The following is a 24,833-nucleotide window of genomic DNA, read 5'->3' as shown; positions in this document are numbered from 1 at the left end:
TACGCGGGAAGCTTTGCGACGAAGGAGATTGAGCGATGACGGATGAGGTAATCCAAACCAGAAGTGGGCTCGCCCGGCGCATTGCCGAGGTGGCGACGTTGGAAGGCGAATTCGAACTCCGCTCCGGCCAGATCTCCAACCGATATTTCGACAAATACCGCTTTGAAGGCATGCCTTCGCTGCTGAAGCCGCTTGCACGCGCCATGGCCGATATCATCCCGACCGAAACCGAGATCGTTGCCGGTCTGGAACTGGGAGGCATCCCGCTTGTCACGGCCATTTCGCTGGAGACCGGCCTCCCCGCGGCCTTCGTTCGCAAAGAGGCAAAGACCTATGGGACCTGCCAGGCAATCGAGGGACAAAACGTTTCCGGCCGCCGCGTAACATTCATCGAGGATGTGATTTCGACAGGCGGCGCGGTAAAGGATGCCTATCATCTGGCAATCGGCTCGCAGGCGCACATTCTTGCCGTTGTCTGTGCGATCTGGCGTGGAGAAGGCGCCCCCACGATCCAGGGACTACCTCAGCTTTCCGTCTTGCCCGTTTTCACGAGAGCAGATCTGGAAAACGCCGGATAGCCATACACAACGGCCAGAAATATGATTGCGTTGAGGACGAGCGTGCGAAAGCATTGCCCATGACAGAGTTTGCCTGTAGTCACGCTCGACTGGTATTCAGAGCAAGACCGCTTATCTTGTTCTCATTCTTTTGACTGGCATGATCTTGACGGAGAACCGGAGCCTGGTTTCTGGCGGGAATGCCCTAACGGAGTAGGCCATAGATGAGCTTGATGAACAGCGTACGCAATGTCATCGTTCCCGTACACAAGGAAGGCTATCCTTTCGTTGCAGGTTTCTTCGTCGCGTCGCTGGTGCTCGGTTGGATCTTCAAGCCGCTCTTCTGGATCGGCCTGATCCTGACGCTGTGGTGCGCCTATTTCTTCCGCGATCCCGAACGCATGACGCCCCAGGACGATGATCTGGCGATATCGCCAGCCGACGGCAAGGTTTCGAGCGTGCAGATGGTGACGCCGCCGGCTGAGCTCAACCTCGGCAGCCAGCCGATGCTGCGTATCTCGATCTTCATGAACGTCTTCGATTGCCATGTGAACCGTTCGCCGATGCGCGGCCGCATCACCAACGTCGCCTATCGCCAGGGCAGCTTCCTCAATGCCGAACTCGACAAGGCCAGCGAACAGAACGAGCGCAACGGCCTCGTGATCGAAACGAAGCATGGCGAAATCGGCGTCGTGCAGATTGCCGGCCTCGTTGCCCGGCGCATTCTTTGCTTTGTCCATCCGAACGAGCCGCTGGATGCCGGCGAGCGCATCGGCCTCATCCGCTTCGGCTCGCGCCTCGATGTTTTCCTGCCGGAAGGCGCTTCGTCGCGCGTTGCCGTCGGCCAGCGGGCGATCGCCGGCGAAACCGTCATTGCCGAATTCGGCTCGGCCAAGGGCGCAACGCTTAGCCGCCGCAGCTGAAGTGTAGGAACACGAGCGAGATGAAGACGCCTTTTCCGCCTTTCGAGCCACACGGGCCTAACGACGAAGCACGCGGACCGCGTCTCCGGGAAATTCCGTTGCGGCTGATCGTGCCGAACATGATCACCGTGCTGGCGATCTGCTCGGGCCTGACGGGCATTCGTCTCGCTTTCGAAAACCGCTACGAGCTCGCCGTCGTGGCCGTGCTGGTCGCCGCCTTCCTCGACGGCATCGACGGGCGCGTCGCGCGGCTGATGAAGGCCACCTCGAAGTTCGGCGCGCAGATGGATTCGCTCGCCGACATCGTCAACTTCGGCGTTGCGCCGGCGCTCGTCGTCTACGTCTTCCTGCTCGACCAGGCCCGCTCGCTTGGCTGGATCGCGGCGCTGATCTACACGATCGCCGCCGGCCTGCGGCTCGCCCGCTTCAACGTCATGGCCGAGCGCGAGCATAAGGCCTCCTGGCAGTCGGAATATTTCGTCGGTGTCCCTGCGCCTGCCGGCGCCATGCTGGTGCTGCTGCCTGTTTATCTCGGTTTTCTCGGCCTTACGCCGGACCGCACCTTCGCCTTATGGGGTGCAGCCTACACCGTCCTCATCGGCTTTCTCCTGGTCAGCCGTCTGCCGGTATGGTCCGGCAAATCGGAAGGCAATGGCGTAAGGCGTGATCTGGTGCTGCCGATCATGCTCGGTCTTGTCGTCTATGTCGCGCTGCTGATGAGCTATACGTGGCATGTCATGGTCGTGACCGTCGTCATCTATTTGCTGTCCCTTCCCTTCGGTGCGCGCTCCTGGGCGAAGAAATACGGCACCTACACCATCAACGGCCCCGCCGATCCCAATGTCGACGATTCCAACGACGACATCGGCCGGCATATCTAACGACGGCATATCACCTCGCTGTACAAGAGTCCTCTGGCGGCGCCGCTGCGCTGCAACCACTAGTCTGTAAGTTTTCCTTATCGATCAGAGACATGGTGATCGCTCAGCGGCGCAATGGGGAGCCGGTGCGGCACGATATTTCCGCAGATTCAAACATTGCGGCAGTGCGGATTCTACACGAGGTTTCGGTGCTAATCTCTCGAAATATGGTCGTTGTTTACAAAAGCTGATTGGAAAACGCCTTCGATTTGTCATGATTTACGACAAAAACCACTACTCGACTGTGAATCGAAAAATGCTCCGGGGGAGCATGGTGAGGAGTGAAACATGACGCAGAAGAAAGACCAGCCGGCACAACCGCAGGCAAAGATCGACCCCAGCAAGCATTATCGTCCGCTGGGCCTGAAAGCCGTTCTTGCAGCACATCTGATGCTGAAGACGAAGCCTCTCAAGAAGAAGATCGCCTGAGACTACAGTTCTGCCCGCCGCCGACCGATACCGGCAGGCAGCATTTCCGATCACTGGCCGCCGAATGGCGGCCGCTCAGAGAAGGCTTAGCTGGCCATCGCCCGGATCCGCCTTCTTCGGCGGTTTTCTGACCGGATCGAGCACTACGGGTGTCTGCACCTCCGGCCCCATTTTGGCGACCTTGTTGACGCGATCCGAAACCGGGATCGCCTCGAAAAAATCTTCCTGAACCGGCTTCATCAGATCAAGGACATCGCGCGGCTCCTGCGTCTTGCAATCGAGCCAGCGGGCGAAATCTTCCGGCTTGATGACGACGGGCATGCGGTCATGGATCGATCGAATAGCACTGTTTGCCGCCGTCGTCAGGATCGCACCCGTATCAACCTCGGAACCGTCGGCCGACGACCAGGTTTCCATCAGCCCGGCAAAAGCGATGATGCCGCCACTGCGGGGCCGGATCCAGTAGGCTTGCGACTTCTCGCCGCTTTCCTTCGGCGGTCGATACCATTCGTAGAAGCCGGATGCCGGGATGAGGATACGGCGATGGCGCATGGCCGCGCGAAAGGAGGCTTTGCCTATCGCCGTTTCCGCTCGCGCATTGATCAGCAGCGGGAAATCCTTGGGGTCCTTCACCCAGTCGGGCATAAAGCCCCAGCGCACGAGCAGAGCACGGCGATCCGGCAGGTTACTGCCCGGCCTCTGCCTGTCGCCCGATATCACGACAAGGATCGGCTGCGTCGGCGCGATATTGTAGCGCGCGGGAAAAGCCTCGTTCAGCAGGACGCCGAGCGCTTCCCCCACGTGATCTGCCGTCGATGTCAAAGCGAAACGTCCGCACATGAGGCCTGTGTTGCACCCGAGAAGCGGAGGGGTCAAGTCTGATGTCAGCCGCGCGGACCAAAGAGAATGATCCCCGCGCCGGCAAGGCAGATGACGGCGCCCGAAATATCCCACCGGTCCGGCAGCCGCCCTTCGGCGAGCCAGAGCCAGAGAATGGAGGCAACGATATAGACGCCGCCATAGGCAGCAAAGGTGCGCCCCGCCGCCTCGCTCGGCACCAGTGCCAGCAGCCAGGCGAAGAGCATCAACGACATCAGGCCAGGCGCCAGCCACCAGACGGGCTTCGACAGACGCAGCCACGCCCAGAAGGCAAAGCAGCCTGCAATTTCGGCAATAGCCGCCAAAGCATATAGCCCGTAGATCATCCCGGATCGGTCCCATATTCGGCGCGTTCAGAATCGCGGCTTCCGCCGGAAGCGAGTTAAGGGGCTTTCCCGCGGGACAGCAAGCGGCGTTTCCTGTAGAGATTGCTCGCCGATGACCTAGCATCGTTGCACCCCCAACCTTCCATCCAAATGCAAAGCGACCGATGACCTCCAATCCTCGCCCTGCCTCCTCTGCCATTCTCGAGCGCAATGGCCGCTTCCTACTTGTCTTGCGCAGCAATCCGCCGTCCGCCGACATGTATGCCTTTCCGGGCGGGCGAGCAGAAAACGGAGAGACGCCGGCCGACGCGGCACTGCGCGAGTTCAAGGAGGAAACCGGCATCTCAGCCCGCAATCCTCGCTTGTTCGAAACTTACGATCTCCGCTCCCATGCTGCAGACGGAACGCTGACGAGCCACTTCCTGCTCTCGGTCTTCCTCGTGGACGCCGATGAGGATGCCGTCGCCGAGGCCGCCGACGATGCGGCTGCCATCGGCTGGTACACGGTGGAGGAGGTGCGCGCCCTGCCCGTTCCGGCCAGCGTGCTCGAATGCGTGGAACGGCTTGCTGCAGAAAACGCATAGCTCGGCGCCGAAATTAACGATGCTGAGCAATATCGGGGTGGAAACCACCTTCTGCGCCTTGTTCCCGTCATGCTTGTCCGGTCAACATGGTTACATGATTCATAACAACCTTGGCCGACCGCTTCTGATCTGCATCGCGCTTGCCGCCGCCTTTCCCGCTGCCGCACAGCCGGCAGCAAGCGCGCCGCCGGCACAGGTGCCCGATAGCGGGAGTGCGGAACAGCCTGTACCCTACGACGAACAGCTGTCGCGGCTCTCCGAAATCCTCGGCTCGATCGACTATCTGCGCAACCTCTGCAGTCCGACGCGGGAGGATGATTGGCGGGGCGATATGCAGCAATTGCTCGACACGGAAACCAAGAACGAGCCGAAACGAAGAGAAAGACTGACGGCGGCTTTCAACCGTGGGTATCGGTCCTTTGCGTCGGTTTACACGAATTGCACGCCGCAGGCCCGCACTGCGGAAGAGCGATACCGTAACGAAGGTGCAACACTGGCAACAGAAATCACCGCGCGCTTTGGAAATTGACGATTTATTAACCTCTTTTGACAGCGAGCCGTGTCGTTTTGAGAAAAGGCTGATAAAGTTATTAAGCAAGTGGTAAGGACATGAACGTCTCGAGGAAAGAAACAATGGAAGCCAGCCTGAACGAAATCGACGACATGATCGTTCATGAAAAGATGCAGGCAGCGCTGGAATACCAGAACGAAGCCTGGGCAGACGGCATGGCTGACGGTATCGAGCCTGAAATCATCGCCGACGCTGCCATTGCCCATGCAATTCGCGAGACGATCCGGATTCAGGGGGAACAGGGCGCCGAAGCCTTGCTCGAATCGCTGCGTGAACGCATGCTCGCAGGCGAATTCTCTCCGAACCGGACCCTGCAATAACAACCAGAGATTGCTTATGCGTATCTTTCCAGGCAATGCGCTCACCTGTTCCATTGCCTCCTTCGCTGCCGTAACCCTGTTTTTGGGCAGCACGGTCCTGCCGCTACCGGCCAGCGCCTTTTCTCAGCTCAATCCGCCAGCCCCCCAGGCGAAAGATACAGCAAAGTCCACACAACAGAAAAACGAGAAACCGATCGAGCAGGCGCTGGAAGCACCCGCCAACAATGCGCTGCCGACGCCCGATCCCTTGATCAACAAGCAGGCTGCACAGAGCAGCGGCAGCGCTTCCAGTACCGGCAAATCGGTCGAATTCCTCTTCGATATCGACAAGGCGCCCGAGCCGGTAAAGAAGCTCCGTACCGCGATCGTCGAGGCCGCCGCTTCCGGCGATCTTGAGCGTCTGCGCCCGCTGATGAACATCGGAGGAGGTCTGAAACAGACCCAGGTTACGGCCGACGATCCCGGCGAAGATCCGATCAAGACGCTGCATGACCTTTCGGGCGATCCCGACGGCATAGAAATCCAGTCCATTCTCCTCGACATCATGTCGTCAGGCTTTGCCCATGTCGGCCAGGGAACTCCGGATGAGGTCTATGTCTGGCCCTATTTCGCCGAAAAGGACATCAAGACCCTCTCCACGCCGGAGAAGGTCGATCTGATGCGTATCGTGACGGCCGGCGACTATGCCGACATGCAGGAATTCGGCGGCTATAATTTCTATCGCGTCGGCATCACGCCGGACGGCCGCTGGAAATTCTTCACCTCGGGCGAATGATCCGGCCGGAGAACTTGCGGTTCCCCGCCGAAGGCCCTACCTCTGCGTGATGAAGCATGTCGCGCAAAAGTGCACAGCGGTTTTGCGACAACGACATGCGCAAGTTCAAAGACCTGAAGTACAGGAAGCGAATCTTAGAAATCGCGCCGTGCTTCAGGCCAAATCAGCGGAACCATCATGCCAGCCGTATTCCTCAGAGAGCGCTCCTTCATCCGCATCACCGGCGCGGAAGCAGAAGCGTTTCTGCACAATCTCATCACCACCGATCTCGTCTCGCTTGGCGCCGATGAGGCTCGCCCCGGCGCGTTGCTGACGCCGCAGGGCAAGATCCTGTTCGACTTCATGATCTGGCGGGATGGTGCAGGGTTTCTACTCGAAACCGACACGGCACAGCGGGAAGGTCTGCTGAAGCGCCTCACCATGTATCGGCTGCGCGCCAAGGTCGATTTCGTCGCAGAGGATACCCAGGGGGTGACGGTCGCGTGGGAAGATAATGCGACGCATGGACCAAAGGACAGCCGCTTCGCCAAGGCGGGAATTGTGCTGAGCCGGACTCCCGGTGAACATGGCAGCGATCCCGATTCACTCTATGATGTGCTGCGGATCGCCAACGGCATTGCTGTTTCCGGCGCCGATTTCGCCTTGCAGGATGCGTTCCCGCATGATGTGCTGATGGATCTGAACGACGGCCTCGGCTTCCGCAAGGGCTGCTATATCGGCCAGGAAGTGGTTTCGCGCATGCATCATCGCGGCACGGCGCGCAGGCGTGTCGTCATCGTCAGCGGCGGTGCCGAATTGCCCGCCTCCGGCACGGAATTGACCGTCGGCAGCAAGCCGATCGGAACTCTCGGCTCGACCGCCGGCAACATGGGCCTTGCCATCGTCCGTATCGATCGGGCCGGCGAAGCCATTGCCGAAGAGGCTCCGATAAGGGCTGGCAATATCGACGTCACCGTGTCCCTGCCGGCCTGGTCCGGCCTCTCCTTCCCCACTCGCGCCGATGAGGCGTCGGCATGACATCGGCGACGACTGCGCGCGCCTGGCAGCGCATGTTATCCGGGCGCAGACTCGACCTGCTGGACCCGTCGCCGCTCGATGTCGAGATCAGTGACATTGCGCATGGGCTTGCCCGTGTCGCGCGCTGGAACGGCCAGACCTCCGGCGACCATGCCTTTTCGGTGGCGCAGCACAGCCTTGTGGTGGAAGCGATCTTTCGTCATCTCAACCCGGCAACACCGGACGAACTGCTTGCCGCCCTGCTGCATGATGCACCGGAATATGTGATCGGCGACATGATCTCGCCTTTCAAGTCCGTTGTCGGCGGCGATTATAAGGTCGTGGAGAAGCGGCTCGAGGCGGCGATCTATAGGCGCTTCGCCCTGCCTCCGCATTGCGCGCCGAAGCTCAAGGAAAAGATCAAGAAGGCCGACACGATCTCTGCCTATTTCGAGGCAACGCTGCTTGCAGGCTTCACGCCCGATGAAGCCCGCAAATTCTTCGGCCAGCCGCGCGACATCACGCGCGAGATGCTGCCGATCGAGCCGATGCCGGCAATCGAAGCGCAACGGCTGTTTCTGAAGCGCTTCGAAGCGATCGAGGCGGAGCGCGCTGCCATGAGGGTTGGGGCGTGACCAGGATCGTCGTATCGCCGCTCGCGCGCATTGCCGAAATGGCCGTTCATCATGGCGCGCGCGAAATGATCAGTCTGATGGCCAAGGAGCACAGCTTCCACCGTCCCGCCGTCATCCAGGCGGATCGGCATCTGATGCTCCACATGAACGACATCAGTTTTGCCGGGACAGGCGATCTCGTCGCGCCACAGGAGGCGCATGTTCGCGCGATTATCGATTTTGCCTCCGGCTGGGATCGAAGCGCGCCTTTGCTCATCCATTGCTGGATGGGCGTCTCCCGCTCGCCGGCGGCAGCGCTGATCGCGGCTTTGACCGTTCACCCCGAGCAAGACGATTTAGTGCTGGTGCGTCGGCTGCGGGTAAGTTCACCATTCGTTACGCCGAACACCCGGCTTGTCGCCATCGGCGATGAGCTGCTGGGGCGCCAGGGGCGCCTGGTCGCCGCAGTCAAAGAGATCGGCCGTGGCGCGGATGCCGACGGCAATGCGCCTTTCACACTGTCCTTGGACAGCTAGCGCGTCGACGGCCATCAAATCATCACCAGCAGACACGCCCTCGGCAGAACAATCGCTGCCGGACACCGACCGCTTCAATGACTGGACTCACTTTCGCTTTTCTGGCCGCCGGCCCCCTATTGAATGACGGCACATGCCAGGCGCTTGCCGGCACCGCCGACGGGCTGGCTGCGGTAATCGTCGGACTCCGCATGGATCATCAGCGTGCGGCCGCGAATGCCGTCTTTGCCGTTCAGCGATACCATGCCGTTGAAGACCTGGGCGCGCAGCTTGCCATCCTGATCGACATACTGGTTGGGCATATCGCCGGCATGCGGCCCGCTGGCAGCCAGAAAGCCGTGTTCCGCCTTCGTGGGATTGAAATGCCCGCCGGCGGACTCGAAGCCGTGCGTATGCTCACACCGGCTATTTTCATGGATATGGAAGGCGACCCAGCGATTGGCGGGCATGCCTGACACTTCCAATTCGATCAGCACGCCCTTTTTACCTTCAGTCAACGTCGCCCGACCGGCCTGCTTACCGTCGAGGCCGACGAAATCGGCAGTAGCAGTATTTTGACTTTGGGTTTGTGCTGCCGCGGGCGCGGCTGCGGCAAGAGCGAAAATTGCAACGATCATTATCCGCTTCATGGAACACCCTCCCTGTTCTGCGTGGCTGTTGCCCAACGCATGGCAGGCATGACGGTTCCGGTAACTGGAAAAAATGATCCTACATCAAAATGATAAGGCAGCTTGCCGGTGTGCCGGCACGCCGCCCTCTCATCGGATGGTGAAGTACGTATCAGGCCGCTACGCTATCGGCGTCATATTGGCCGTAGGTACTGTTGTAGGCATCCATCGGTGACAGCAGATTAAGATCGTAGACGGCATTGGATTCCGGCGACTTTGCCGTAGAGGCAGCGTCGGCGCCCGGCAATTGAATGAGCTTGGCGATCAGGTTACCCAAAGCGCTGCTGGAACCATCGGCTGCAGCACCGGGATCGTCGGCTTCGAGAATGCCGGGGCGCTCGGCCGCCGCGCGCTCCCCTTCGCTCAAAAGACCGTCGTCGTTCGCATCAAGGCGCGAGAGCGTGCCACGATACGGATAGGAGCTATTGGATATGGAAGAAACATGGGACATACAAACCTCCTAGGGTAGGAGCCGCCTCATGCGACGTCGTTTGTACTCAATACATTCAGAGCTAAACTATGAACTAGGTATTAAGCTGCTTCGCGCTGCCGGTAAAGACAAATTGTTAATGAGTATTAACCATAGTTCCCGAGCGGTAAATCCAGATTTTCTAATATTGGTTTTGTGATGCTTCGTCAGGCGACGGGGTATAATCCCCTGGAATCATAGGCAAATCCGGCTATCCAGCCTTACTCGATGAACAGTTTCGTATATGGTGCGACGGATTGCCCATGGAGGGGACACGATGGAATTGTTGCCGCTCGTCATCCTGATTGTCGGTATCGTGGTATTGCGGGGCCACAACCTAAGGATAAAGCAGCTTGAGGCACGCGTTCGGGAGCTGCAAAACGCTCTCGAGGGCAAGGTGCTGACGCCGGATACGGGCGAATCGATTCCGGCGGCTTATGCCGTCGCACAACCCATGGACGACGAACCGAAAGTCGCGATCGAAGATACTTCCGCGCCCGAAATCGAGGCGCCCGCTCTCGCTGCACGCAACATTGCAGATGCGGGCCAGGAAAAAGACGCTCCTCTTGCGAGCCAGACCTCCACCCCACCGAAGGAAAGCCTGGAAAGCACCATCGGCGCACGCTGGGCCGTCTGGGTCGGCGGCATCGCCCTGGCACTCGGCGGCGTCTTCATGGTCAAATATTCGATCGAGAGCGGCCTTCTCAGCCCCGGGGTGCGTCTGGCTCTTGCGGCCCTCTTCGGCCTTGTCCTGATTGCCGCGGGCGAAGTGATCCGCCGCCGCGCCGCGCCGGTTCTGAACAGCGCCTTTCAGAATGCGATGATCCCTGGCGTCTTGACGGCAGCCGGTGTCGTCGCCCTGTTCGGCTCGACCTATGCGGCGCATGCAATCTACGAATTCATCGGCCCCGCAACCGCCTTCATTCTTCTCGCGCTCATCTCGCTTGCCACGCTCGGACTCTCGCTGTTGCATGGGCAGGCGCTTGCCGGCCTCGGCCTGCTGGCGTCGATGGCGACCCCTGCCCTCATCGCTTCTACCGCGCCACGTCCCTGGACACTCTTCGGCTATCTCGTTCTGACCTGGCTTGCGACCCTTTTGACGTCGCGCCTGCGCCGCTGGCTGATCGCGCCGTCGCTCGCAAATGGGCTTCTGAGCCTGTGGCCGCTGCTCTACATTACCTTCAGCCCGGTCGTCGATCTCGCGCCGGTCACGCTTTCCATGCTGGCCATGATCGGCGGCACCGTCTTCCTGTGGCCGGGACGCTATCCAGTCTCGGAAGCAGCGAAAGAAGACGCAACAACGGCACCGGCCGAAGACACGCCCCAGCGAGTAAGCGCCGGTATGGAATGGGCGGCATTTCTCGCCCGACAGCCCCTCGGCATGACGCTAACGGCCGCCATCGGTGCGCTCACGGTATCACTCTGCATCGTCAGCTTCAGCCTTCGATATGGATATCCAATCGTCGATGCGACGTTCATGTTTGCGGCGATCGTCGCAGCGGTGGCAGCCTTCGGTGCCGGCCGCCTGCATGCAGCCTGGGCAACGATCCTGTCCGCGCTCGTCGCCGTAGTCGGCACGTCCGGCATTCTGACCAACTGGATCGCCGGGATCGAATCCACGGCGGATGGAACCGCCAACCTGCAGAGCACGGTGCTCTATGAGGTCCTCGGCCTCGGCGCCCTCTTCGTGCTGATCGGCGCCTTCTTCCTCCGGCGCTTCGCCCAGGCGGAGAAGCCCTATGCCGCTCTCTGGAGCCTTGTCATGGCCACCACGCCCTTGGCAATCGCAACGATCAGCTTCGTCAATTTCGGCAACTGGACGCTCGACTGGCTGCATGGGCTCTACGGCATCGGACTGGCGCTAGTTCTCATCGGGCTTGCGGAATGGCGGGATCGCAGCGACGGAGAAGAGCTGAACCCGCCGACGAATATCCTCGCGGCCGGCTCCTTCGCCGCAGCAGTCTTCGCCCTGCATACGCTTGCGCATCATGCCACAGCGACGATCCTGCTGCCGGTTCTCGGCATCGCCTATCTTTTGGCCGGACGCCTGCGCAATTGGCCCGTTCTGCCATGGACCATGGTTGCCGCGCTTGTCATCACTATGGGGCGCATCGCCTGGCAACCGACGATCGTCGATCCCTCGGAGCTCGGCACGACGCCGGTCTTCAACATGCTGCTTGCCGGCTACGGCATTCCGGCTGCCCTTGCCGTCCTTGCGGCGTTCATTACGCGTCATTCGCCGAGCCTGCGGCTGCGCAATGCTTTGCAGGCGCTCGCCTGCTTCCTCGTACTGCTAACGATCGCCATCCTCGTGCGCCACGCCATGAACGGCGGCGTTCTGAACGATGCGGCTCCAACGCTCGGGGAGCAGTCGATCTATACGCTGCTGGCAATCGGTGCTTCCGCAACGCTGATGGCGCTCGATCTCAGCGCCGCGAGCCCTGTCTTCCGCTATGGTGGCATGGCCCTCGGCGTCATTTCGGTCGCAATGATCCTCACCCTGCATCTGCTGGGACTGAACCCGTTCATGACAGGCGAGAGCACCGGTCGCATCCCACTCTTCAACCTGCTGCTGCTAGCCTATCTTCTGCCTGCTGCCGCCTATGGCGGATTGGCGCTCTTTGCTCGCAACCGGCGTCCTCTCCCCTATGTCGCAATGCTGGCCGTCGCGGCGGCCGTGATGGCCTTCGCATGGGCAACCTTGTCGGTGCGGCGCTTTTGGCAGGGCGAGTACATTCCCTTCTGGAACGGCTTCATCCAGGGCGAGCTCTATTCCTACTCTGTCGTCTGGTTGCTGATCGGCATCGCGCTTCTCGGGCTCGGCGCCCGCTTCGAGGCCCGGAGCCTGCGCATCGCCTCGGCGGTGCTGGTCTTCATCGCCGTCGTCAAGGCCTTCCTCATCGACATGGCGAATCTCGAAGGCTTCCTGCGGGCGCTATCCTTCATCGGCCTCGGCGCTGTCCTGATCGGTATCGGCCTGTTCTACCAAAAAATCCTGACGCGTAAGAAGGCGACGGAGTGATTGCAGCTGATACATCGACCCGATAGGACAATGAAACCCGCCGACTGATTATCCCGGAGCAAGTGCAGTTATGGACACCGACAAGATGGCGCGGGCTTTCGCCCCGTTCGAAGTACTGGCTGCGGATCTCATTCCCCACGCCGCGGATGGCGATGACGGTTCGCATGATATTGCCCATATCCTGCGCGTCTTCCGCAATGCCATGGCCATCCAGGCCGAAGAAGGCGGCAATGCGCGCATTCTCGCAGCCGCCGTGCTGCTGCATGATTGCGTCGCCGTCGAAAAGAATTCGCCGCATCGCGCGCAGGCCTCGCGGCTTGCGGCCGAGAAAGCTTCGGGCATTCTGCAGCAACTCGGCTGGGCAGACGACGACATTGCCGCTGCTGCGCATGCGATCACCACCCATAGTTTTTCCGCCAACCTGCCGCCGGAAACACTGGAAGCGAAGATCCTGCAGGATGCCGACCGGCTGGATGCCATCGGCATGGTGGGCGCTGCGCGTTGTTTCTATATTGCCGGGCGTCTCGGCTCCGGCCTGTACGACCCGTTCGATCCGCTTGCGACAGAGCGGCCGCTTGACGACAAGCGCTTCGCCATTGACCATTTCGAGACAAAGCTGTTCAAACTGGCGGATGGATTCCAGACCGAGACCGGAGCCAGGTTTGCCGAAGCACGGCACGACCGCCTGAAAACCGTGCTGGCAATGTTCATTGACGAAATCTGAGGGCCACCTATGCGCGTCAGCGATCTTTTCATCTATCCCCTCAAGAGCGCGCGCGGCATCGCCATTCCGTCGGCCGCCGTCGATGCTTTCGGTCTCGCCGGCGACCGCCGCGCCATGCTGGTCGATCCCTCGGGCAACTTCATCACCCAACGCGAATTGCAGGCACTGGCCCGGATCGACATCCAGCCGGCGCCTTCCCATCTGCGCCTGAAGATGGAGGGCAGGCCCGACATCATCGTGCCGCCGCCGCATCCCGACAACCGTATGGACATCGTCGTCTGGAAATCAGCCGTCAACGCCTCCGTCGCGGATGAGGACACCAACAAGGCGCTGTCGACATGGATGGGCCGCGAAGTCAAAATGGTCTTCTTCGACAGGCTCGCGAAGCGCATCGCCAGTCCGGAATGGGCGGGAGAGGATACGCCCGTCACCTTTACCGATGGCTATCAGATTCTCGTTACCACCACCGGCTCGCTGAAGGCGCTCAACGCCAATCTCGCCGCTCACGGCGAAGGCGCCGTCGGCATGGAGCGCTTCCGCCCGAATATCGTCATCGATATCGACGAGGAGTGGCCGGAGGACCGCTGGGCGGCAATCGAGATCGGCGGCATTCGCCTCGATCTCGTCAAGCCCTGCTCGCGCTGCATCATGACGACGCAGGACCAGCAGACCGGCTCGCGCGATGTGCCCAATCCCATGCCCGCCATGGGCCGCATCCGCATGTCCGCCGACCGCCGCGTCCCCGGCCCGCTCTTCGGCTGGAATGCCGTGCCGCGCAGCGAAGGCTCGGTGAAGATCGGCGATGCAGTGACGGTACTTGAGGAACGGCCGGAGGGCTGGGCGCTCAAGCGGCGATAGTCGTTCCGCCGTTTGTTTAGCTTGCGGACCTAAGACAGCAGGCGCATGCTTATCGCTCATTTTGAACCCGGCGGTTACGGCTGAAACAGCCGTGGTGCGCGGGCTTGGTTGAGGTGCGTCCGATGGAGTGCGCCGGCTGCGGTTTCGATATTCAAAGCGGCTTTGCTTTCTGTCCGCGATGCGGCACAAAGCAGCCAATCTCCTGTGCCGCGTGTGGCAACCCTTGCCAGCCCGATTTTGCCTTCTGCCCCAAATGCGGCGCTGCGATTTCCGACAAGGCGCAACCCGCGGCCAAGCCGGTCATCAAGGCTGCATCGGCAAAATCCGAAGATGATGCCGACCGGCGGCCGGTGACCGTGCTTTTTGCAGATCTTTGCGGCTTTACGACGCTGAGCGAGCAGATCGACCCCGAAGTCATGCGGATGCTGCAGAACGAATTGTTCGAAGAGATGACCCAAGCAGTCGAGGCCTATGGCGGCTTCGTCGACAAGTTCGTCGGCGATGCGCTGCTGGCGCTGTTCGGCGCGCCGGTCGCCCATGAGGACGATCCGGTGCGGGCACTGAACGCAGCGCTCGATATGATCGATCGGGCAACGCAGGTGGGCGAGCGCTGGCAACCGCGCGCCGGCGTGCCGCTGCGTCTGCATATCGGCATCAATAGCGGCCCGGTCGTCACCGGCGGCTTCGGCGCGGTCAGTACCAAATCCTATTCCGTGACCGGCGACACGGTGAATACCGCCCAACGGCTGCAATCCATGGCGGGTGAAAACGATATCCTCGTCGGGCCGCTGACCTATCGCCTCACCCGCCATGCCTTCGCCTTCGACAGCCTCGGCGCCCAAGCCTTGCGCGGCAAAAGCGGCAATGTGCTTGTTCATCGGCTGACGGGACCGTTGGAAGCGCCGCATACGGCGCGTGGGCTCGAAAGTTTCGGCCTCCAGGCACCGATGATCGGACGAGATACGGAGCTGTCGCGGCTTTTAACCTGTCTCGACCTTGCCTGCGGTGGTGCGGCTCAACTTGTCCGCCTCATCGGCGAAGCGGGTATCGGCAAGTCGCGGCTGGCCAACGAGTTCATCGCCATTGCCGGCAATACGGCCCGCTTTCCAGGTCTCGCCATCCGCAAGGCGACCTGCTCGCCTCTCGGCGAACAATCCTATGGGACGCTTGCCGCGGTGGTGCGCAGCGCCTACGGCATCGGCGAGCGGGACAATCTCGACAGGACACGGCAATTGCTGGCGATAGGATTCCGCGCGCTCGATCTCACCCAGGAGGATATCGACGGGCTTCTGCCGCTTTTCCTGCATGTCCTCGGCCTCGGCGATCTCAACGGAGCGTTGCGACATATCGAGCCTGAACAGTTGCGGCGGCAGATCTTCTATGCGGTCCGCACCGTCTTCGAGCGGCGGCTGGCGCAAGGTCCGCTGCTGCTTGTCATCGAGGATCTGCATTGGGCAGACGCCGCCTCGCTGGAAGTACTTCGCTTCATGATGGATCGGTTGGAGCGCAGCCGGCTCATGCTGCTGGCGATCTATCGGCCGACATCGCGGATCGATCCGCTGGATTCCAATCGGGTCAGTGTTACCGTGCAACGTCTCGGCCCACTCGTCGCAGCCGACGGGCGGAAGCTGCTCGCGGCCTTTTTCGGCGAGAGCCATGGCAAGCTGCCGGTCGCGATGTGTCAGCGCATCCTCGATCGTGCCGGCGGCAATCCTCTCTTTATCGAGGAGATCCTTCGGGGATTGATCGACATGGGCAGGCTGCACAATGACGGTCAGCGCTGGCAAGTTGCGGCGGAAGACACGGATGTCGATATTCCGGTCAATCTGCAGGCCCTGTTGCTTGCCCGTGTCGATCGTCTGCCACAGGAGATCAGACGATTGGCGCAGGAGGCGGCAGTGGTCGGCCCGAAGTTCGACACCGCTCTGCTCCGCAGCATCGCCACCGACCCGGCTGCCATCGATGCCGCATTGGACTATCTCTGCGATGCAGATATCGTCGAGGAATTGCGCGCGCCGGATGCCGGCGCCTCACCCACCTATCGTTTCAGCCAGTCCCTGCTGCACGATGTCATCTACCATAATCTCCTGTTGCAGCGGCGCACCGACCTTCATCACCGGATCGGTCAGGTTCTGGAACGCCAATATGGCTCGGCGCCCGATCGCCCCGAGCATCTGGCGCAGCTCGGCCATCACTTCAGCCTAACCACCGAGAAAGCCAAGGGAGCCACCTATCTGATGGCGGCGGGTGATCTGGCACGCATGACCTATGCCAATGACGATGCAATGCGCCTCTACCGTCAGGCTCTTGCCGCCTTCGCAGACGAGCCGGAGGTGACGTCGGAGCAATTGGCGCTTCTGGAGCGTCTTGCCGATCTCTGCGGCCCTGCCGGTCTCCGCGACGCTGCCCTGAACCATTATCAGCGAGCGCTTGCGATCCACCGCAAGAGAGACGATCGGATCGCTGCAGCGAGGATATTGCGAAAAATCGGCCGGCTGCATCACGAGGCGGGGCGCCGCGATCAGGCGGAAGCGCATTGCGCCGAGGCCGAGGCTTTGATCGCGACGATCGATGCCCCAGTCGAACACGCGCATCTCCTGCAGGAGCGCGGCCATATGGCCTTCCGCATGGGCGACCAGGCCGCGGCCGCCGAATGGGCGACGCAGGCCCTGCAACGGCTGGAAACGCTCCCCATCGACGGTTCGACCGAGGCCGGACGAGAGGCGGCGCGGGCGATGGCGGAGGCACTGAACACCAAGGGCGCGGCACTTGCGCGGCTCGGCCGCCGCCGCGATGCCGTGCAGGAAGTGGAGCGCAGCCTTGCTGTCGCCGAAAAGGCCGATCTGCAAAGTGCCGCCTGTCGCGCCTATTCCAACCTCGGCGTGCTCTACACCATTGTGGATCCGGCCCACGCCATTAAGATCTGCCGACGCGGGCTTGAGGTCGCGACCCGCATCGGCGATCTCGGCTTCCAGGCTCGCCTTCTCGCCAACCTCGCCGTTTCCTGCTGTACCTTTACCGACCGCTGCGCCGCCGAAGGCGTGCCGGCGGCGGAGAAGGCAGTGGAAATCGACCGGGCGCTCGATCAGCGCGATCATCTCTCCGTACCGCTGATCGTCCTCGGACAGATTCATCAATGCCACGGGCAGCCGAAGCTAGCCCGCAGGTTTTACGAAGAAGCCCTTGAGGTCGCAAAGGAGATCGATGAGCCGCAGCTGCTTTTTCCGTGCTATGATGGCTTGGCGACACTGAGCCTCGAGCATGACGACATGGACGAGGCGGAACGGTATTTCACGCTGGCACAGGATGTGTGCATCCGCCACAACCTCGATCCAGGCACACTCGTCGTATTGCCGTTTCTCGACTGACTGTCTTCATTGTGACGATCTTAGGCGATTGGTTGGGAGAACCGGTTCAAATATATAAAGGGAGGAACGAAACATGCAGGAGAACCACACCGAAAGACCATTGCAGCCTGGAGATCGCGCGCCGAATGTCGTGCTGGATGCAATCACTCGCCAGGGCAAGATCGCCATCGACGATTTTCGCGGCCAGAGGCCGGTCCTTGTCGGATTATTCCGTGGACTGCATTGTCCCTTCTGCCGCCGGCAGATCGCCGCGATGTCCGAACTCACCGGAGCCCTGCAGGAGAAAGGCATCGATAGCCTGACCGTCGTCAACACACCGATCGAACGCGCCCGGCTCTACTTCCGGTTTCATCCGCTTCCCAACCTACTGGCCGCTTCCGATCCTGAACGGGTATCGCACAGGGCCTTCGGCTTGCCGAATATCCAGTTCACCGAAGACGAGACCGACTGGCCGCGCAAGGTCGGAATGAATGCGGTGCGATCGATGCGCATCGAGATGCCGGGCGAGCTTCCCGAACCGATGGATCCGATGGCGGCGACGGAGTTCCTCGACAAGGCGGATGGCTACGAATTCACGCAGGACGACAAACATATGATTGCTACCGGCGAAGGTCAGCTCGTCGGCGAATTCCTGCTCGATCGGGATGGCGTCATCCGCTGGTGTTTCACGGAAGTCGAAGAGGCCGGTCGTCATATGTTCGGTATTCCCGCCCCGCGGGAGGTGATGTCGGCGGCGTCGAATATGGCGGTTTGAAGCGAGCGGTCTTTCGGCTCCGAACACGCGTTGAGCGCGATCCTATTTGCCGCGCACTTTTGCGCGGCTTGCTCTATCTTTTGGCTGCAACGGTTGACCGTTCCCGTGACACCGTATTCAGTGCCTTCATTGCGGCCTGAATGAAGCCCTCGCGCGCCGCGGCGATCTCTATGCCGCGCGGTTCGTAGACATGGCGATGCAGGAAGAAGCCGGTCAGGCGGAAAGCGGCGGAAAGGCTTTCCCGATCCGCGGCGATCAGGGCTCCGGTCGTCAAAAACGGCGGCAATGCCAGCATCTTGTCCGCCCAGGGCATGCCGGCTGCCCGGCAAACGGCACGCCCGGATTTCGGCGAAACGAAAGCCAGATCTTCACGCACGCCGGTTGCTGCGCATTCCGTCAAATCGAGGCCGAAGCCGAGATCGTTCAGCACGGCAAGTTCGAAGCGCACGAAGAGTTCGCCGGCATCGGCAGGGTTCTGCAGGTTTTCCAGAATGACATCGAGCGCATCGTAGAGATGTGGATGCGGATCACGCTCCGGCAAGAGCCGCAACAATGCGGCCATTGCCTGCACGCCATAGACGGCGGTCGCGGTCTCCATCAACCGCGCGGCCCTGAGCGTGACCGGCTCCATGCGAAACTCGCCGAGATGTTCATGCAGCCTGGCCCGCCAAGTGACCTCGACGAGATTGCCGGCCTGTAGCACCGGCTGCATGGCGCGCGAGCGGCCGGATCGCACCAGCCCCATATGGCGGCCGCGGCCACGCGTCATCACCTCGGCGACGACACTGGTCTCGCCGAGACGTTTGACACCCAGAATGATCGCATGGTCCTGCCATTGCATCGGCCGGCTGCCCCGAAAAATTTCCGCGATTCGAGTTTAGGGCAAACGGCCGCAGCTGTCACATGGCAAGAGAGGAGCCGCCGGCCAGGGCGTCGACAAAGAGACGCATGGATTGCTCGTCGAAGGGCTTGTTCAAAAGCGGCACATGCCGCAGATCGGCCGGAAAATCGAGCGTATCGGAATAACCGCTGACGAAGCCGAAGGAAATGCCGCGTTCCATCAGCAATCTGGCAAAGCCGAAGCTCGTCGACTCTCCAAGATTCACGTCAAGCATCGCAAAATCATAATGTTCGGAATGGATTGCGTTGACCGCCTGTTCCAGATTCGAAGCAATCTCAATCTGCTGGATACCTACAAGACGAAGGATTTCCTCAGTCTCCATTGCAATAATGAGATTATCTTCCAGTATAAGCACGCGCTGAAACGTCATATCAGCGCCATCCCTGCACGTATGCGCCAGTTGGCGCAGCCCGTAAAAAGTCCCGCATCTATCCCTCCGGCGCCAATCATCGGCCCGTATTGAATGGATGGTTTGCCCCATCCGCCTTGGCTCAGTCTCTTGTGACATGACCTTGCCTCCAACCCGCTTCGCACTTTTTGCACTGCGGTACTATGGGCTCGTCATTATGCTCCAATCGCTTTTGTCGCCGGGGTTAGTAAAAGGTGAAACTGGTAGAAAAGTGACGATAACAGTAATCTATGCTGATACAGTTATTGCCGGCATTTAAAAAAGACATGCGTTTGCTAAAAAGGCAGTGCCTAGATGAAGGGGCGCTTGCCCGAATCAAGACCGTCCCAGCCCGCAAGTTCTGCGAGCCCCTTCCCATCCAGAACTTCGCAGCCCTTCTCCTGCCAAAGGAGCAACCCTCGGGCCGCCAGCTTTTTCAAAGTCTTATTGGTATGGACGACGGAAAGGCCGAGTGTATCGGCGACATGCTGCTGCGTAATGGGGATAACCTTGCTGCCGTTGAAAAGGCGCAGAGTGCTGGCGCGCTGGTGCAGATACGCAATGAGATAAGCGGCACGCTCCATCGCGGAGCGGCGGCCGATGCTCAGCAGATGCTCATCGAGAATCCGCTCCTCACGCGATGCGATCCAGGTCAGATCATAGGCCAGCGAGGCGTGAGAATTATAGAGTGTCATCAACTCCGTGCGCTCGAAAACACAGAGCGATATCGGCGAGAGCGCTTCCGTCGAATGCTGCATCTCCCCCATGATCGACCCCTGCAATCCGATAAGATCGCCGGGCATCACGTAGTTCAGGATCTGGCGGCGGCCATCCTCCAGCGTCTTGTATCTAAAACCCCAGCCGGAGAGGATGGTGAAAAGGTGAGCGCTATGCGCGCCTTCGAGGAAGATCGTGGCACCGGCATCGACAAGAAGCTCCCCCTTCTTGAAGCCGCTGATGAAATTCAGCTCGTCGCGCTGGAATTCCCGGAAATGAGGCAGTGATCTCAGCGGACATTGCTGGCAGGGCGTGCGTCGTCCATGCACCGTCGCTGCTGCTTTCGCCATGAAACACCCCTCAAGTTACAGCGGCAAACAGAATGCCCAATAAGCCACTGTAATATTAAGCGTTGCAGGAACGCAAACTCTCGTCAATGCGGGAAGTCGAGGCCCATTTCCCGGAAGCGCTCGGGGTCGTCTCCCCAGTTTTCACGGACCTTCACGAAGAGGAAGAGGTGCACGGGCTGCTCCAGGATCGCGGAGAGTTCCTTGCGTGATGCGGTCGAGATCGATTTGATCGCTTCGCCGCCCTTGCCGAGAGCGATCTTCTTCTGGCTTTCGCGCTCGACATAGATCACCTGTTCGATGCGCACGGAGCCGTCCTTGCGCTCTTCCCACTTTTCCGTTTCGACATGCGAGGAATAGGGAAGCTCCTGATGCAGACGCAGAAACAGCTTTTCGCGGGTGATTTCGGCGGCAAGCTGGCGCATCGGCAGGTCGGAAATCTGGTCTTCCGGATAATACCAGGGACCTTCCGGCAAGGTCTTCGCCAGATAATCCATGACGTCGTCGCAGCCGGAGCCGTTTTCCGCCGAGATCATGAAGGTCTGCTCGAAGGCGATCTTCTCGTTGGCGGCGGCGGCAAGCGCCAGCAGGTCCTCACGGCGAACGCGGTCGATCTTGTTCAAGACGAGGATCTTCGGCTGGGAAACATCTTTCAGCCCTTCCAGGATGGCCTCGGCATCGCCGCGCAGACCACGCTCGCTGTCGATCAGCAGCATGATGAGATCGGCGTCCTTGGCGCCACCCCAGGCGGACGTCACCATGGCGCGATCAAGACGGCGGCGCGGCTTGAAGATGCCGGGCGTGTCCATGAAAACGATCTGCGCGTTGTTGTGAATGGCGATGCCGCGCACGATGGCGCGCGTCGTCTGCACCTTGTGGCTGACGATCGAGACCTTTGCGCCGACGAGCCGGTTGACGAGCGTCGACTTACCGGCATTGGTGGGGCCGATAAGGGCAACGAAGCCCGAATGCGTCGGGCCGATATGTTCAACCGCGCCGTCTTCGGCGGGCGTGTCCTGCTGATTGGTCATTTTCCACTATTCCCCGGCAGTCACTTCTCAGTCAACTGAGGCTGCCAAATACCTTCACGCTCCAGGATCCGTGTCGCCGCCATCTGTTCGGCCGCACGCTTAGAGCGTTCTATTCCCGTTTCAGGCGCCGTTCCCTTGACTTCCACAGTCACTGTAAAGCGCGGATCATGATCCGGTCCGCTGCGATCATCAACCCTGTAGACCGGGGTGACGCCGAATTTTGCATGTGCCCACTCCTGCAGCTCCGTCTTGGCGTCGCGCCTTGCGCCCTCCGGCCGGATGGCGCGGGGCTCCCAGAAGCGCAGGATGAAGGCGCGGGCGACTTCAAGTCCGCCGTCCAGGTAGAGTGCTGCGATCAGGCTTTCGACGACATCGGCGCGCACGTTGAGCATCCGCTTGCCCGTCAGCTTCTTCACGTCGGCGCCGGTGCGGATATAGAGATGCAGCTCCATTTCATCGGCAACCTCGGCGCAGGTCTCTGCACTCACGAGCTGGTTGAGGCGAACAGACAGCTCGCCTTCCGTCGCCGCACCGAAGGTCTTGAAAAGCAATTCCGCGATACAGAGGCCGAGAACACGGTCACCGAGAAATTCCAGCCGCTCGTAGTTGCCCGTCTTGTGCGTACGCGCGCTGGCATGGGTCAGCGCGCGGTCGAGACGCTCCTTTTCGGCGAATTCGTGGCCGATAACGACCTCAAGCCTGGCACGATCCGCCTGGGAGAGCGTCAGTGCCTTCGTCATTCGACAACCTTGAAAATACGGTCCCAACGCATATTGGTCGGCCATTTCCAGATTTCACGGAACGAGGTGTCGTGACCCAGCGAGAAGAAAATGACGCTGGCACGGCCGATCAGGTTCTCAGCTGGGACATAGCCGACATCGAAACGGCTGTCGTCGGAATTGTCGCGATTGTCGCCCATCATGAAGTAATGGGCCGGCGGAACGACATATTCCTGGGTGTTGTCGCCACGCGAATTCGGCGAAAGATCCAGCGTGTCGAAGACTTTACCTGTATCCGGCAAACGTTCGCTGTAGACGGCGATATGGTCACCCGGCTCCTGGCTATAGTCGGACGAGAAAGTGCCATGCGGCTCGCGCGGAACGGCCTGGCCGTTGATATAGAGAATGTCGTTCTTGACCTGGATGCGGTCGCCCGGCAGGCCGATCACGCGCTTGATGTAGTCGACATCCGGATTCGGCGGGAAGCGGAAGACCACGACATCGCCACGCTTCGGCTCGCTGCCCAAAATGCGGCCGCTGAACAGATCGGGCGAGAACGGCAGCGAGTACTTGGAGTAGCCGTAGGCGAACTTGTTGACGAAGATATAGTCCCCGACAAGAAGCGTCGGCATCATCGAGCCGGACGGAATGGTGAATGGCTGAAAGAGAACCGTGCGGATGATCATGGCCAGGACGAGCGCCTGAACGATGACCTTAATGTTCTCCCACAGGGCGTTCTGCTGTTTTACGGCTTTCTCGGACACGCAGTCTTTTTCCTTTTTCGCACCCCACCGGCGCACTTATATTCAGGCACTGTCTACTCGCTTCATATCATCGCGGCAATGGCGCGGATGCCAAAAGCGACATACAGCCGTGATTCAGGCATCCATCGGCAGCGCTTCGATAATCACAAAGGCCTGAGCAAGAGGAAAATCATCCGTTATCGTCAAATGAATGGCAGCGCGGTGATTTGCTGGCAGCATGGAAACCAGCCTTTCTGCGGCACCGCCGGTCAATTGCATGGTCGGCTTTCCACTTGGCAGATTGACGACACCCATGTCGCGCCAGAAGACGCCCTGCGCCAATCCTGTGCCCAAAGCCTTAGAGCAGGCTTCCTTGGCAGCAAAACGCTTGGCATAGGAGGCCGCCTTGTTCTTGCGACGCTCGGACTTGGCGCGCTCAATATCGGTAAAGCAGCGCTCCGTGAACCGGGCGCCGAAACGTTCGATCGTCTTCTCAACCCGGCGGATGTCGATAAGGTCGCTGCCTATGCCGATAATCATGGGAAGGCCCTCCTGGCGGCCCGGACAAGGTCAGTCTGGGTCAGACGCTCGATGCGTTCTCGGCAATCGCCAGCCGCTCGCGGGCGCGCTCCATCAGGCGCTCCCTGCGGCGGGTCTTGAAGGTCTTCACACCATAATAAGTCAGCGCGTAGACGATCACGCCCGTCACGATGGCAGGCGGAATGCCGCCGATCAGCATCGGCTTCAACACCGGGTCCCAGATTTGCGAGAGATCGCCCTTATGCCAAAGCGCGGGCAGGTCGATGCTGCCGCCCTGGCCGCCGCTATCGCGTGACAGGATCAGATGGCCGATCTCCCAAGTCAGGGCCCAGATGAAGGGGTAGGTAATCGGATTACCGGCGGCCAGACAGCCCAACGCCGAAGCGATGACATTGCCGCGGATCAGATATGCGATGATGATCGCCATGACGAAATGCACACCGATGAACGGCGTCCAGGACACGACAATACCCGCGGCAAAACCGGCCGCGACCGAATGCGGCGATGCGGCAAGGCGAACGAGGCGCTTGCCGAAATATTGGAACGAGCGGACAAAACCCTTGCGGGGCCAAAGGTGCTCCCGCAGTTTTTCCTTGAATGTCAGTGGTTTTCGGCGGCGAAACAGCATGCGGCTTATCTAGTGCAATGGGGGCCGTCGTGACAAGAGCGGCCAAGCGTATCATGCACCGATTAAGAACCGAAAGTACGGCTCTTTTTTGCAACATCAGCTGCTATTGAAGCAGAAAATGGACGTTCCCCTTCAGCGGCGGGCAGCAATCCCGCAAGATCGGGATGCTCCAAGGGCGCAACAACGACGCGCCCCTCCTGGTCTTTCAAGTATTAATGGCTGTTAACGCGTGCGGAACAGACCGCGGTCGACCTGACGCTGACGATACTCAAGGTCAAAACGGTCATGCGAACCATTCAGGTAAGCCATTTCGCGTTCTTCAACACTCGGAACACGCAGAGCACGGGCGATTTTCTTGATCGGGCTAAACATTGTCTTCTCTCATTTCAGTTTCGTTTCTTCGATGACCAGAAGATAGGCGCGACAAAGGCTAATTACCACCGCTTTGAAATATACGCAGCCATGCGCATAGCGCATACCTATCCGGAAATGCGCTCGAATTTGGTCATAAAATGATCACAAAATA

At 60.2% G+C, this 24,833-nt stretch carries 29 protein-coding genes; 16 read left to right on the top strand and 13 right to left on the bottom strand.

Annotated features, from left to right (window positions below; genetic code table 11):
* The first annotated feature begins 35 nt into the window (after positions 1–35).
* From pyrE to AC13RE_RS09305, 4 genes are all read left to right on the top strand, one after another.
* Positions 36–578 (top strand): orotate phosphoribosyltransferase, encoded by a 543-nt coding sequence (gene pyrE / locus AC13RE_RS09320; protein ID WP_132716219.1) that lies wholly within the window; start codon positions 36–38, stop codon positions 576–578.
* Positions 579–781: 203 nt separating this feature from the next.
* Entirely contained in the window at positions 782–1,480 is a 699-nt protein-coding gene (locus AC13RE_RS09315; RefSeq protein ID WP_132716218.1) for a phosphatidylserine decarboxylase, read from the top strand.
* 20 nt (positions 1,481–1,500) lie between these two features.
* Complete coding sequence (gene pssA / locus AC13RE_RS09310; RefSeq protein ID WP_015339321.1) at positions 1,501–2,361, top strand: CDP-diacylglycerol--serine O-phosphatidyltransferase; 861 nt, start codon at positions 1,501–1,503, stop codon at positions 2,359–2,361.
* A gap of 327 nt (positions 2,362–2,688) precedes the next feature.
* Complete coding sequence (locus AC13RE_RS09305; RefSeq protein WP_015339320.1) at positions 2,689–2,829, top strand: hypothetical protein; 141 nt, start codon at positions 2,689–2,691, stop codon at positions 2,827–2,829.
* Between the two features lie 75 nt (positions 2,830–2,904).
* Here the strand turns inward: AC13RE_RS09305 and AC13RE_RS09300 are convergent, their stop codons facing one another.
* Entirely contained in the window at positions 2,905–3,669 is a 765-nt protein-coding gene (locus AC13RE_RS09300) for an SOS response-associated peptidase (RefSeq protein WP_488562730.1), read from the bottom strand.
* Between the two features lie 44 nt (positions 3,670–3,713).
* Positions 3,714–4,034, bottom strand: a complete 321-nt coding sequence (locus tag AC13RE_RS09295; protein ID WP_488562729.1) for a YnfA family protein — start codon at positions 4,032–4,034, stop codon at positions 3,714–3,716.
* 164 nt (positions 4,035–4,198) lie between these two features.
* On the opposite strand from AC13RE_RS09295, the gene AC13RE_RS09290 reads away from it, so the two are divergent.
* From AC13RE_RS09290 to AC13RE_RS09260, 7 genes are all read left to right on the top strand, one after another.
* Positions 4,199–4,618, top strand: coding sequence for an NUDIX hydrolase (locus AC13RE_RS09290; RefSeq protein WP_488562728.1), 420 nt, complete (start codon positions 4,199–4,201; stop codon positions 4,616–4,618).
* A gap of 94 nt (positions 4,619–4,712) precedes the next feature.
* Positions 4,713–5,147, top strand: a complete 435-nt coding sequence (locus tag AC13RE_RS09285) for a TIGR02301 family protein (RefSeq protein WP_488483493.1) — start codon at positions 4,713–4,715, stop codon at positions 5,145–5,147.
* Between the two features lie 104 nt (positions 5,148–5,251).
* On the top strand, positions 5,252–5,509 hold the full coding sequence (locus tag AC13RE_RS09280; protein WP_015339315.1) for a hypothetical protein: 258 nt from the start codon (positions 5,252–5,254) through the stop codon (positions 5,507–5,509).
* A 16-nt stretch (positions 5,510–5,525) separates the two neighbouring features.
* A complete protein-coding gene (locus AC13RE_RS09275) occupies positions 5,526–6,284 on the top strand; it encodes a hypothetical protein (RefSeq protein WP_488562727.1) in 759 nt (252 codons plus the stop codon).
* 177 nt (positions 6,285–6,461) lie between these two features.
* Positions 6,462–7,301 carry a CAF17-like 4Fe-4S cluster assembly/insertion protein YgfZ gene (gene ygfZ, locus AC13RE_RS09270; RefSeq protein ID WP_488562726.1) on the top strand — a complete coding sequence of 280 codons (840 nt, stop codon included), beginning with the start codon at positions 6,462–6,464 and terminating at the stop codon, positions 7,299–7,301.
* On the top strand, positions 7,298–7,915 hold the full coding sequence (locus AC13RE_RS09265; RefSeq protein WP_112337952.1) for a YfbR-like 5'-deoxynucleotidase: 618 nt from the start codon (positions 7,298–7,300) through the stop codon (positions 7,913–7,915). Before ygfZ ends, AC13RE_RS09265 begins: the two co-directional genes overlap by 4 nt.
* The gene (locus tag AC13RE_RS09260) at positions 7,912–8,430 is read left to right on the top strand and encodes a tyrosine phosphatase family protein (RefSeq protein ID WP_488562725.1); all 519 of its coding nucleotides are present in this window, start codon (positions 7,912–7,914) and stop codon (positions 8,428–8,430) included. Before AC13RE_RS09265 ends, AC13RE_RS09260 begins: the two co-directional genes overlap by 4 nt.
* Before the next feature lie 116 nt (positions 8,431–8,546).
* On the opposite strand, the gene AC13RE_RS09255 is transcribed toward AC13RE_RS09260, so the two are convergent.
* Together AC13RE_RS09255 and AC13RE_RS09250 are read right to left on the bottom strand one after the other, a co-directional pair.
* Positions 8,547–9,059, bottom strand: coding sequence for a superoxide dismutase family protein (locus AC13RE_RS09255; RefSeq protein WP_488562724.1), 513 nt, complete (start codon positions 9,057–9,059; stop codon positions 8,547–8,549).
* A gap of 151 nt (positions 9,060–9,210) precedes the next feature.
* Positions 9,211–9,549: a hypothetical protein gene (locus AC13RE_RS09250; RefSeq protein WP_015339309.1), complete on the bottom strand. Its 339-nt coding sequence runs from the start codon at positions 9,547–9,549 to the stop codon at positions 9,211–9,213.
* 295 nt (positions 9,550–9,844) lie between these two features.
* Here AC13RE_RS09250 and AC13RE_RS09245 point away from each other — a divergent pair, with 295 nt between their 5' ends.
* The 5 genes from AC13RE_RS09245 to AC13RE_RS09225 all read left to right on the top strand — a co-directional run bounded on the left by AC13RE_RS09245 (position 9,845) and on the right by AC13RE_RS09225 (position 18,293).
* The gene (locus AC13RE_RS09245; protein ID WP_488562723.1) at positions 9,845–12,589 is read left to right on the top strand and encodes a DUF2339 domain-containing protein; all 2,745 of its coding nucleotides are present in this window, start codon (positions 9,845–9,847) and stop codon (positions 12,587–12,589) included.
* Positions 12,590–12,659: 70 nt separating this feature from the next.
* Complete coding sequence (locus tag AC13RE_RS09240; protein WP_488562722.1) at positions 12,660–13,313, top strand: HD domain-containing protein; 654 nt, start codon at positions 12,660–12,662, stop codon at positions 13,311–13,313.
* 9 nt (positions 13,314–13,322) lie between these two features.
* Positions 13,323–14,171, top strand: a complete 849-nt coding sequence (locus tag AC13RE_RS09235; protein WP_488483499.1) for an MOSC domain-containing protein — start codon at positions 13,323–13,325, stop codon at positions 14,169–14,171.
* A gap of 122 nt (positions 14,172–14,293) precedes the next feature.
* Positions 14,294–17,539 (top strand): adenylate/guanylate cyclase domain-containing protein, encoded by a 3,246-nt coding sequence (locus AC13RE_RS09230; protein ID WP_488562878.1) that lies wholly within the window; start codon positions 14,294–14,296, stop codon positions 17,537–17,539.
* A gap of 73 nt (positions 17,540–17,612) precedes the next feature.
* Positions 17,613–18,293: a peroxiredoxin-like family protein gene (locus tag AC13RE_RS09225; RefSeq protein ID WP_132716207.1), complete on the top strand. Its 681-nt coding sequence runs from the start codon at positions 17,613–17,615 to the stop codon at positions 18,291–18,293.
* 73 nt (positions 18,294–18,366) lie between these two features.
* Here AC13RE_RS09225 and recO read toward each other — a convergent pair whose 3' ends face one another.
* The 9 genes from recO to AC13RE_RS09180 all read right to left on the bottom strand — a co-directional run bounded on the left by recO (position 18,367) and on the right by AC13RE_RS09180 (position 24,679).
* Complete coding sequence (gene recO / locus AC13RE_RS09220) at positions 18,367–19,134, bottom strand: DNA repair protein RecO (protein ID WP_488562721.1); 768 nt, start codon at positions 19,132–19,134, stop codon at positions 18,367–18,369.
* 58 nt (positions 19,135–19,192) lie between these two features.
* Positions 19,193–19,675, bottom strand: a complete 483-nt coding sequence (locus AC13RE_RS09215; RefSeq protein ID WP_488562720.1) for a response regulator — start codon at positions 19,673–19,675, stop codon at positions 19,193–19,195.
* 218 nt (positions 19,676–19,893) lie between these two features.
* A complete protein-coding gene (locus AC13RE_RS09210) occupies positions 19,894–20,649 on the bottom strand; it encodes a Crp/Fnr family transcriptional regulator (RefSeq protein WP_488483501.1) in 756 nt (251 codons plus the stop codon).
* Between the two features lie 83 nt (positions 20,650–20,732).
* Positions 20,733–21,677: a GTPase Era gene (gene era, locus AC13RE_RS09205; protein WP_488562719.1), complete on the bottom strand. Its 945-nt coding sequence runs from the start codon at positions 21,675–21,677 to the stop codon at positions 20,733–20,735.
* A 20-nt stretch (positions 21,678–21,697) separates the two neighbouring features.
* A complete protein-coding gene (gene rnc, locus AC13RE_RS09200) occupies positions 21,698–22,417 on the bottom strand; it encodes a ribonuclease III (RefSeq protein WP_488562718.1) in 720 nt (239 codons plus the stop codon).
* Positions 22,414–23,160, bottom strand: a complete 747-nt coding sequence (lepB, locus tag AC13RE_RS09195; protein ID WP_015339298.1) for a signal peptidase I — start codon at positions 23,158–23,160, stop codon at positions 22,414–22,416. Before lepB ends, rnc begins: the two co-directional genes overlap by 4 nt.
* Positions 23,161–23,274: 114 nt before the next feature.
* Positions 23,275–23,679: a holo-ACP synthase gene (gene acpS / locus AC13RE_RS09190; RefSeq protein ID WP_488562717.1), complete on the bottom strand. Its 405-nt coding sequence runs from the start codon at positions 23,677–23,679 to the stop codon at positions 23,275–23,277.
* Between the two features lie 40 nt (positions 23,680–23,719).
* Positions 23,720–24,307, bottom strand: coding sequence for a DUF2062 domain-containing protein (locus AC13RE_RS09185; protein ID WP_488562716.1), 588 nt, complete (start codon positions 24,305–24,307; stop codon positions 23,720–23,722).
* A 222-nt stretch (positions 24,308–24,529) separates the two neighbouring features.
* Positions 24,530–24,679 (bottom strand): DUF3563 family protein, encoded by a 150-nt coding sequence (locus tag AC13RE_RS09180; RefSeq protein ID WP_015339295.1) that lies wholly within the window; start codon positions 24,677–24,679, stop codon positions 24,530–24,532.
* Between the last annotated feature and the right edge of the window lie 154 nt (positions 24,680–24,833).

It is taken from the genome of Martinezella sp. CNPSo 3959 (assembly GCF_057784355.1).
This window is presented reverse-complemented; position numbering and strand designations above follow the sequence as displayed.

Excerpts from the sequence above, each read along its gene's own strand:
- acpS (WP_488562717.1), bottom strand. The coding sequence starts at position 23,679 with ATGATTATCGGCATAGGCAGCGACCTTATCGACATCCGCCGGGTTGAG.
- AC13RE_RS09315 (WP_132716218.1), top strand. The coding sequence starts at position 782 with ATGAGCTTGATGAACAGCGTACGCAATGTCATCGTTCCCGTACACAAG.
- AC13RE_RS09295 (WP_488562729.1), bottom strand. The coding sequence starts at position 4,034 with ATGATCTACGGGCTATATGCTTTGGCGGCTATTGCCGAAATTGCAGGC.
- AC13RE_RS09280 (WP_015339315.1), top strand. The coding sequence starts at position 5,252 with ATGGAAGCCAGCCTGAACGAAATCGACGACATGATCGTTCATGAAAAG.
- pyrE (WP_132716219.1), top strand. The coding sequence starts at position 36 with ATGACGGATGAGGTAATCCAAACCAGAAGTGGGCTCGCCCGGCGCATT.
- AC13RE_RS09250 (WP_015339309.1), bottom strand. The coding sequence starts at position 9,549 with ATGTCCCATGTTTCTTCCATATCCAATAGCTCCTATCCGTATCGTGGC.
- AC13RE_RS09240 (WP_488562722.1), top strand. The coding sequence starts at position 12,660 with ATGGACACCGACAAGATGGCGCGGGCTTTCGCCCCGTTCGAAGTACTG.
- AC13RE_RS09215 (WP_488562720.1), bottom strand. The coding sequence starts at position 19,675 with ATGGGGCAAACCATCCATTCAATACGGGCCGATGATTGGCGCCGGAGG.
- pssA (WP_015339321.1), top strand. The coding sequence starts at position 1,501 with ATGAAGACGCCTTTTCCGCCTTTCGAGCCACACGGGCCTAACGACGAA.
- AC13RE_RS09210 (WP_488483501.1), bottom strand. The coding sequence starts at position 20,649 with ATGGCGAAAGCAGCAGCGACGGTGCATGGACGACGCACGCCCTGCCAG.
- recO (WP_488562721.1), bottom strand. The coding sequence starts at position 19,134 with ATGCAATGGCAGGACCATGCGATCATTCTGGGTGTCAAACGTCTCGGC.
- era (WP_488562719.1), bottom strand. The coding sequence starts at position 21,677 with ATGACCAATCAGCAGGACACGCCCGCCGAAGACGGCGCGGTTGAACAT.
- AC13RE_RS09275 (WP_488562727.1), top strand. The coding sequence starts at position 5,526 with ATGCGTATCTTTCCAGGCAATGCGCTCACCTGTTCCATTGCCTCCTTC.
- rnc (WP_488562718.1), bottom strand. The coding sequence starts at position 22,417 with ATGACGAAGGCACTGACGCTCTCCCAGGCGGATCGTGCCAGGCTTGAG.
- AC13RE_RS09265 (WP_112337952.1), top strand. The coding sequence starts at position 7,298 with ATGACATCGGCGACGACTGCGCGCGCCTGGCAGCGCATGTTATCCGGG.
- AC13RE_RS09225 (WP_132716207.1), top strand. The coding sequence starts at position 17,613 with ATGCAGGAGAACCACACCGAAAGACCATTGCAGCCTGGAGATCGCGCG.
- AC13RE_RS09245 (WP_488562723.1), top strand. The coding sequence starts at position 9,845 with ATGGAATTGTTGCCGCTCGTCATCCTGATTGTCGGTATCGTGGTATTG.
- AC13RE_RS09180 (WP_015339295.1), bottom strand. The coding sequence starts at position 24,679 with ATGTTTAGCCCGATCAAGAAAATCGCCCGTGCTCTGCGTGTTCCGAGT.
- AC13RE_RS09285 (WP_488483493.1), top strand. The coding sequence starts at position 4,713 with ATGATTCATAACAACCTTGGCCGACCGCTTCTGATCTGCATCGCGCTT.
- AC13RE_RS09185 (WP_488562716.1), bottom strand. The coding sequence starts at position 24,307 with ATGCTGTTTCGCCGCCGAAAACCACTGACATTCAAGGAAAAACTGCGG.
- AC13RE_RS09255 (WP_488562724.1), bottom strand. The coding sequence starts at position 9,059 with ATGAAGCGGATAATGATCGTTGCAATTTTCGCTCTTGCCGCAGCCGCG.
- AC13RE_RS09290 (WP_488562728.1), top strand. The coding sequence starts at position 4,199 with ATGACCTCCAATCCTCGCCCTGCCTCCTCTGCCATTCTCGAGCGCAAT.
- AC13RE_RS09235 (WP_488483499.1), top strand. The coding sequence starts at position 13,323 with ATGCGCGTCAGCGATCTTTTCATCTATCCCCTCAAGAGCGCGCGCGGC.
- AC13RE_RS09300 (WP_488562730.1), bottom strand. The coding sequence starts at position 3,669 with ATGTGCGGACGTTTCGCTTTGACATCGACGGCAGATCACGTGGGGGAA.
- AC13RE_RS09230 (WP_488562878.1), top strand. The coding sequence starts at position 14,294 with ATGGAGTGCGCCGGCTGCGGTTTCGATATTCAAAGCGGCTTTGCTTTC.
- ygfZ (WP_488562726.1), top strand. The coding sequence starts at position 6,462 with ATGCCAGCCGTATTCCTCAGAGAGCGCTCCTTCATCCGCATCACCGGC.
- AC13RE_RS09305 (WP_015339320.1), top strand. The coding sequence starts at position 2,689 with ATGACGCAGAAGAAAGACCAGCCGGCACAACCGCAGGCAAAGATCGAC.